The sequence below is a fragment of the Spirulina subsalsa CS-330 genome (assembly GCF_028330765.1).
Lineage (GTDB): Bacteria > Cyanobacteriota > Cyanobacteriia > Cyanobacteriales > Spirulinaceae > Spirulina > Spirulina subsalsa_A.
Map to the genome: position 1 here is coordinate 1 of NZ_JAQMTY010000236.1, position 6,255 is coordinate 6,255.

Consider the following 6,255-nt stretch of genomic DNA (forward strand, 5'->3'; position numbering starts at 1 on the left):
CACCGTCGGGCTAACGCTTTGGGTAAGCCGCCGGAACGGAGCTCAGCGTAGTACCGGTCGGCTTCACCCACTTGTTCTGTGTCATGGCATTATCTGGGTGATAGCTCCATGAACTTTACATCCGAATTCATCGCGCAATACACAGAGCGATACTCCTACTTTTTTTCTAAGGACATCCATATGAGATTCGGAGTAACTAGGATATTTCGACGTCTCATTCATGTATTCCTTTAAGGCTTTTTTTAGCTCTTCATTTATTTCGCGCAACTTTTTTTCAAAATCGATTTCCTTACCAATTCTGAGCAGGTCTGCTCGAACTTCTTTTAAAGACAATATGACGTGGTCAGGGTTTTCGAGATGGTGCGCTTGGTGAAAAGCACCTTTATTAGAAATAACGTCTACGATTTCTTGAGCTAGCTTTTGATCATTCGTAAATCTTCGTATCAATGGCAAAGGGCTTTTGTGCTTTCGCAATAGTCCTGAGATCAGATCCTCATGATCTCTCTTCCACCGTTTTAGTTCTTCTGCCGGGTAGTCTTTACCTTGGTTCTTATCGATTTCTGTATGGCAACTAGCACAAAGCCAAACTCCATTTTCTGGTTTGGCCCGATCCTCGGGTGTCATATCCTTTTTGAAGCGAATAGTCCTTTCTCGCGCATCGTGTATGTGAGCAGCTTCGCCAATTTTCACTTTAGACGCAGCATCAGTGAGGGAAGGCGCAACAGTCAACCTGTTGCAGTCTGGATTTGCGCAGATGTACGCAGATCGGTATGCGATCAAATCAACTGTCTTTTGGTTAAAATCAGGTGCCGACATCAATATCCCTCAACACAGAACTATGTATTAGACCGCACACGCAGGATAACTCCCCTCAGCAGGGTGTTGTCAAGCATGTGCGGTCTAACTCCGAATATTATGGGTGTTATCCCGCACGTGCGGGATAACACCCCCCTATGGGGATTTCTACCGCAATAAGAGTTAAGTGCGATGGAAACACCACAGCAGCAGCCTAAGCTCCTCGACTGCGTTCGTCAAACTGCCCGCTTTCGGCATCTCAGCCGCAAAACGGAGAAGTCCTACTTATACTACATCCGTGATTTTATCCTGTTTCACCAGAAACGCCACCCTAGAGAGATAGGCGCACCGGAGATACGAGCCTATCTCTCTCACCTTGCCGTCGATAAAAAGATCGCGACTTCTACGCAAAATGTTGCACTGAGTGCTTTGCTCTTTCAGCCTCGGCATCTCCATCGGCACCGCCGGCAGCCTCTTCGCCATCCGCCGCGTATCGTTCCGATAAGGCATTCAAATTATTGAAAACCCCCGCCAAATCCCCCCCAAACGGATCGCAAGGCCCAGAGCTTTCTATAATAGTCACAACGCATACTGAGAAAACCATCGGGGTACTCGCCCCGCATCGCACATCAACAGAGGGAAACCGCCGATCTATGGCACAGATAGAAACAAGAACCGAACCCATGGTCTTGAACATGGGGCCACACCATCCCTCGATGCACGGCGTTCTACGCTTAATCGTCACCCTTGACGGGGAAGACGTTCTCGACTGTGAACCCGTGATCGGCTACCTCCATCGAGGGATGGAAAAAATCGCCGAAAACCGTTCCACCGTGATGTTTGTCCCCTACGTCAGCCGTTGGGACTACGCCGCCGGAATGTTCAACGAAGCGATCACCGTCAACGCGCCGGAAAAACTCGCGGATATTGAAGTCCCCAAACGGGCCCAATACATCCGCGTCATCATGCTCGAACTCAACCGCATCGCCAACCATCTTCTCTGGCTTGGCCCCTTCCTCGCCGACGTGGGCGCACAAACCCCCTTTTTCTACATCTTCCGGGAACGGGAATTAATCTACGACCTCTGGGAAGCGGCCAGCGGGGCGCGGTTAATTAATAACAACTATTTCCGCGTCGGTGGGGTCTCGGTGGATCTGCCCTACGGTTGGCTCGATAAATGTATCGACTTTTGCGATTACTTTCTGCCCAAAGTGGATGAGTATGAAAAACTGATCACCAATAACCCCATTTTCCGCCGCCGCCTCGAAGGGGTTGGCACCATTGGCCGCGACGAGGCGATTAACTGGGGCCTGTCGGGGCCGATGTTGCGCGGTTCCGGGGTGAAGTGGGATTTGCGCAAAGTGGATCACTACGAATGCTACGACGATTTTGACTGGGATATCCAATGGGAAACCAGTGGGGATTGTATAGCGCGGTATCTGGTGCGGATTCGGGAAATGCGCGAATCGGTGAAAATCATTCGCCAAGCCTGCGCCGGGATTCCGGGCGGCCCCTACGAGAACTTGGAAGCGAAGCGGATGATGGAAGGCCGCAAGTCCGAATGGAACGGCTTTGATTATCAATACGTGGCGAAAAAGGTGGCTCCGACCTTTAAGATTCCGTCAGGTGAGCATTATGTCCGCCTCGAAAGTGGTAAGGGCGAACTGGGCGTTTATATTGTCGGCAATGACAATATTTTCCCCTGGCGCTTTAAGGTGCGTCCGGCGGATTTCAACAACTTGCAAATTCTGCCCCAACTCCTGAAGGGGGTGAAGGTCGCCGATATTATGGCGATTTTGGGCAGTATTGACGTGATCATGGGATCGGTGGATCGCTAACCCTCGCTCTTTCTCCTCGTGTCATGGCTTTCTCCTCGTATCATGGCTCTGCCATGATACGAGTCCTCGGTGGCTCCGCCGCCAGGAAAGGGGAGGCATAACTGAGCAGAGCTAAGTCACGAGGAGAGAGATAAGGGGGAGCGATCGCACCGCCTTAAGTAACAGTTCGTTACATTTAGTGAACGAGCAATTAACCCAACTCAAAAGCCTTGTTACACTAAGACACAGCCCACGGGCCGCCTAGACTTGCCCATCCTAGGTCATCTCACCGAACATTAGCATTTCTCGTTTAATACTATGGTAGCGACCGCTGAACAAGCACAATTTGATGAAATCCGTCCGGGTGTAAAATCCCCTGCCAAAGAAACCATCCTCACCCCCCGTTTCTATACGACAGATTTCGATGAAATGGCCAAGATGGATCTATCCGTCAATGAAGACGAATTAAGAGCCATCATCGAAGAGTTTCGCACTGACTATAATCAAAAGCACTTCGTTCGTGATGATCAATTCGCCCAATCCTGGGATCACATCGACGGTGCGCAACGCCAATTATTTATTGAATTTTTAGAACGGTCTTGTACCGCTGAATTTTCTGGGTTCTTACTGTATAAAGAGTTGGGCCGTCGCCTCAAGACCAAAAATCCCCTATTGGCGGAAGGCTTCACGCTGATGTCGCGGGACGAAGCGCGTCATGCTGGGTTCCTCAATAAAGCGATGGCCGACTTCAATTTGTCGTTGGATCTCGGCTTTTTGACCAAGAGCCGTAGTTATACCTTCTTTAAGCCGAAGTTCATTTTCTACGCCACCTATTTATCAGAAAAAATCGGCTATTGGCGCTATATCACGATCTATCGTCACCTCGAACAACACCCAGAAGATCGCATCTATCCGATTTTCAATTTCTTTGAAAATTGGTGCCAAGATGAAAACCGCCACGGCGATTTCTTTGATGCGCTGATGCGGGCGCAACCGAGTATTCTCAACGATTGGAAGGCGAAACTGTGGTGCCGCTTCTTCCTGCTGTCGGTGTTTGCGACGATGTATCTCAATGATATTCAGCGCAAGGACTTTTACGCGGCGTTGGGCTTGGATGCGCGGGAATACGATAAGTATGTGATCGAGAAGACGAATGAAACGGCGGCGCGGGTGTTCCCGGTGATGCTGGATGTAAAGAATCCGACGTTCTATGAGTCCTTGGAAATCTGCGTCAAGAATAACGAGAAGTTGACGGCGATCGCAGAATCTAACGCCTCTGGTGTGGTTAAGTTCTTCAAGAAACTCCCCCACTACATCAGCAATGGCGTGCAGTTGGCGAAGCTCTATTTCATGAAGCCGATCGACTCCCTCCAAGCCATGGGCGCAGTGCGTTAGGTTCACCGATCTAAATCCTAAGCGCTAGGGAAACAAGGGGCTGAAGCCCCTTGCCTGCACATTAACGAATGGTTGCATCCCAGTTATGCAATCCCTCACCCAACCCTCTCCCTCAGGAGAGGGCTTTTGGCTCCCTTCTCCTGCGGGAGAAGGGCTGGGGATGAGGGTGCTCCCTGCCGAGCCGTATGAATCTGCAACCGTGGGATGTACCCTAACGAATCCTGCGGGGCATCATCATGATGCCCCGTTTTTCGTTTAGGGGCGATCGAGTTTTTCTACCACAATCCACTGTCCAGACGGGTTGAAGCGTCCCCAGAGGTGAACCGATTGGCCGGATTTGAGGGTTTGTAATTTGGCTTCGACTTCGGGGCGGGTGGTGATCACTTGCCAGGGTTGGCCGTTGTGGGTGAGGCGATACTGCTGGGGGGCGGTGATGGTGATGGGGGCGGCGATCGCATCCCCCGCTTCAACTTCACTCGTAAATGCTGAGTCAATCGGCGCGTTACCATCGGTGGGGTAACTGTCGGGCTGGTTGAGATAATGGCGCTGCCAGGTGTGCCACTGGGGATGATTGGGGGGCAGGTTGAATAGAGGAACAACGGCAGCGGGTGCGATCGCATCCCCGATTAACGCATCCTGAAGCGATCGCACCTCCAAATCCACCGGATCACAACCCTGCTCTACACAGAGCGCCGCCGCCATCCCTGCCGCTTGCCCAATCCCCATCACCGTCGGCTGTAAGCGGGTCGAACCGTTGGCAATGTGAGACACGGAAATATTTTTTTCACAGACCAAGAGACCCCGCACCTGCTCCGGCACGATCGCACCGTAGGGAATTGTGAAGGGTGTCCCCGTCCAACGTCCGCCCCATTGGATCGATTTCGGTTGGAGGGGAAAGTCAAAACCGGGATAGTGGTGATCATTGGCGTAGTTGCCAAATGCGATCGCCTGCACTTGATCCTGAGCTATTGGTAGAGCTGCGACAGATCCCCCCGATTGGGGCAAAATATCCGCCTCGGTGATCGTTGTGAGTCCCCGGAGGCGGCGGCTTTCGCGGTGGTAGGGTTGGAGGGCGAGGGCGGGGTTGTCGGGATTGGGGAAAGCGTGAGCGGCGAGGCCGTAGCGATCGCCCAATTCTGCCTGAATATGGTGGGCAAAGGCGAGGCTCATGGCCTGGGCTTCACGGCCAAATTCAGCGCGGGCGGTGTCGGATGCGATCAATCGCTCTAACCCAACGCCATAATCATTGCCCTGAATCGGCCAGTTGAGCATGAACTGACCCCCCGGCAAGCGGCCATAGTCGAGAAACTTCGCCCCGCCGTAGTTGTCCCACGCGCCGTTAAAGTCGGCGAGATTCACCCCAACCGGGCAGGGAATAGTCGGGGCGGCCTGGTCTGCGCCGTAGTCTTGGAGATAGGCGACCCAGGTGGGGGACTGCACCGGATAGCGATCGGTGAGGTCGTTCCACGCCGGGGGCGCACTGGGTTCGTTAAATTCCGATTGCAATTCCCAGCCCCAGCGGTGGGGAATGTCGCCGAGGGCGAGGAGATCGCCGAGTTCCGTACCATCGAGGGTGATTGAGGCGGTGATCCGATAGTCGGGAAAATCGACGGCGGTGATGCGATCGCCGCTCCGTTCCACGCCCGTCGGTTCCTGACCGCGAATCCAATGCAAATGAGGCAACGCCGCCACCCAATCCGCAAAAATCGCCGCCCCGATCTGCGGTTCATAGCTAAACAAACTCACCCAACTGTGATCGAGTCCCCCCGGTTGGCGATCGCGCAACGCCCGCACATACGCCCCCCACAGCCCCGTTTGCCACGCCGTCAACTCATTACCATCGGGAACCGACACCCCCGCCGCCGTCAGCATTCCCCCCAACCAATCCCCCGCACTAACGAGAATCGTCCGCGCCCCCCGTCGCGCCGCCTGAATCGCCGCACAGGTTCCCCCCGTACCGCCCCCCACCACCAACACATCCGCCGTTAACTGCTCTCTCATCGCTCTCTCAAAATCTCCAATCCTGAACCCTAACACCACAAAAGGCGCGAATCGTCGCACCTTCTTCAATTCCAGCCTCAATTGTAGAGCGATCGCCCCTTAAAAATGGGTGCATCCCACTTTTGCAGATTCCCATGGCTCGCCAGGGAGCACCCTCATCCCCAGCCCTTCTCCCGCAGGAGAAAGGAGCCAAAAGCCCTCTCCTGAGGGAGAGGGTTGGGTGAGGGATTGCATAACTGGGATGCAC

General features: G+C 53.4%; 5 protein-coding genes. 3 read left to right on the forward strand and 2 right to left on the reverse strand.

Translation table 11 applies throughout. From position 1 onward, the window contains the following. Nucleotides 1-81: 81 nt before the first annotated feature. On the reverse strand, nucleotides 82-816 hold the full coding sequence (locus tag PN477_RS16355; RefSeq protein WP_272147462.1) for a hypothetical protein: 735 nt from the start codon (nucleotides 814-816) through the stop codon (nucleotides 82-84). 171 nt (nucleotides 817-987) lie between these two features. Here PN477_RS16355 and PN477_RS20945 point away from each other — a divergent pair, with 171 nt between their 5' ends. The 3 genes from PN477_RS20945 (at nucleotide 988) to acsF (ending at nucleotide 4,007) form a co-directional block, all read left to right on the forward strand. Further along, nucleotides 988-1,317 (forward strand): site-specific integrase, encoded by a 330-nt coding sequence (locus PN477_RS20945; RefSeq protein WP_417158841.1) that lies wholly within the window; start codon nucleotides 988-990, stop codon nucleotides 1,315-1,317. A gap of 131 nt (nucleotides 1,318-1,448) precedes the next feature. Next, nucleotides 1,449-2,633: an NAD(P)H-quinone oxidoreductase subunit H gene (locus PN477_RS16360; protein ID WP_272117295.1), complete on the forward strand. Its 1,185-nt coding sequence runs from the start codon at nucleotides 1,449-1,451 to the stop codon at nucleotides 2,631-2,633. A gap of 297 nt (nucleotides 2,634-2,930) precedes the next feature. After that, the gene (gene acsF / locus PN477_RS16365; protein WP_272117297.1) at nucleotides 2,931-4,007 is read left to right on the forward strand and encodes a magnesium-protoporphyrin IX monomethyl ester (oxidative) cyclase; all 1,077 of its coding nucleotides are present in this window, start codon (nucleotides 2,931-2,933) and stop codon (nucleotides 4,005-4,007) included. Between the two features lie 255 nt (nucleotides 4,008-4,262). Here acsF and PN477_RS16370 read toward each other — a convergent pair whose 3' ends face one another. Next, nucleotides 4,263-6,008 (reverse strand): FAD-dependent oxidoreductase, encoded by a 1,746-nt coding sequence (locus tag PN477_RS16370; RefSeq protein WP_272117299.1) that lies wholly within the window; start codon nucleotides 6,006-6,008, stop codon nucleotides 4,263-4,265. Nucleotides 6,009-6,255 lie beyond the last annotated feature (247 nt).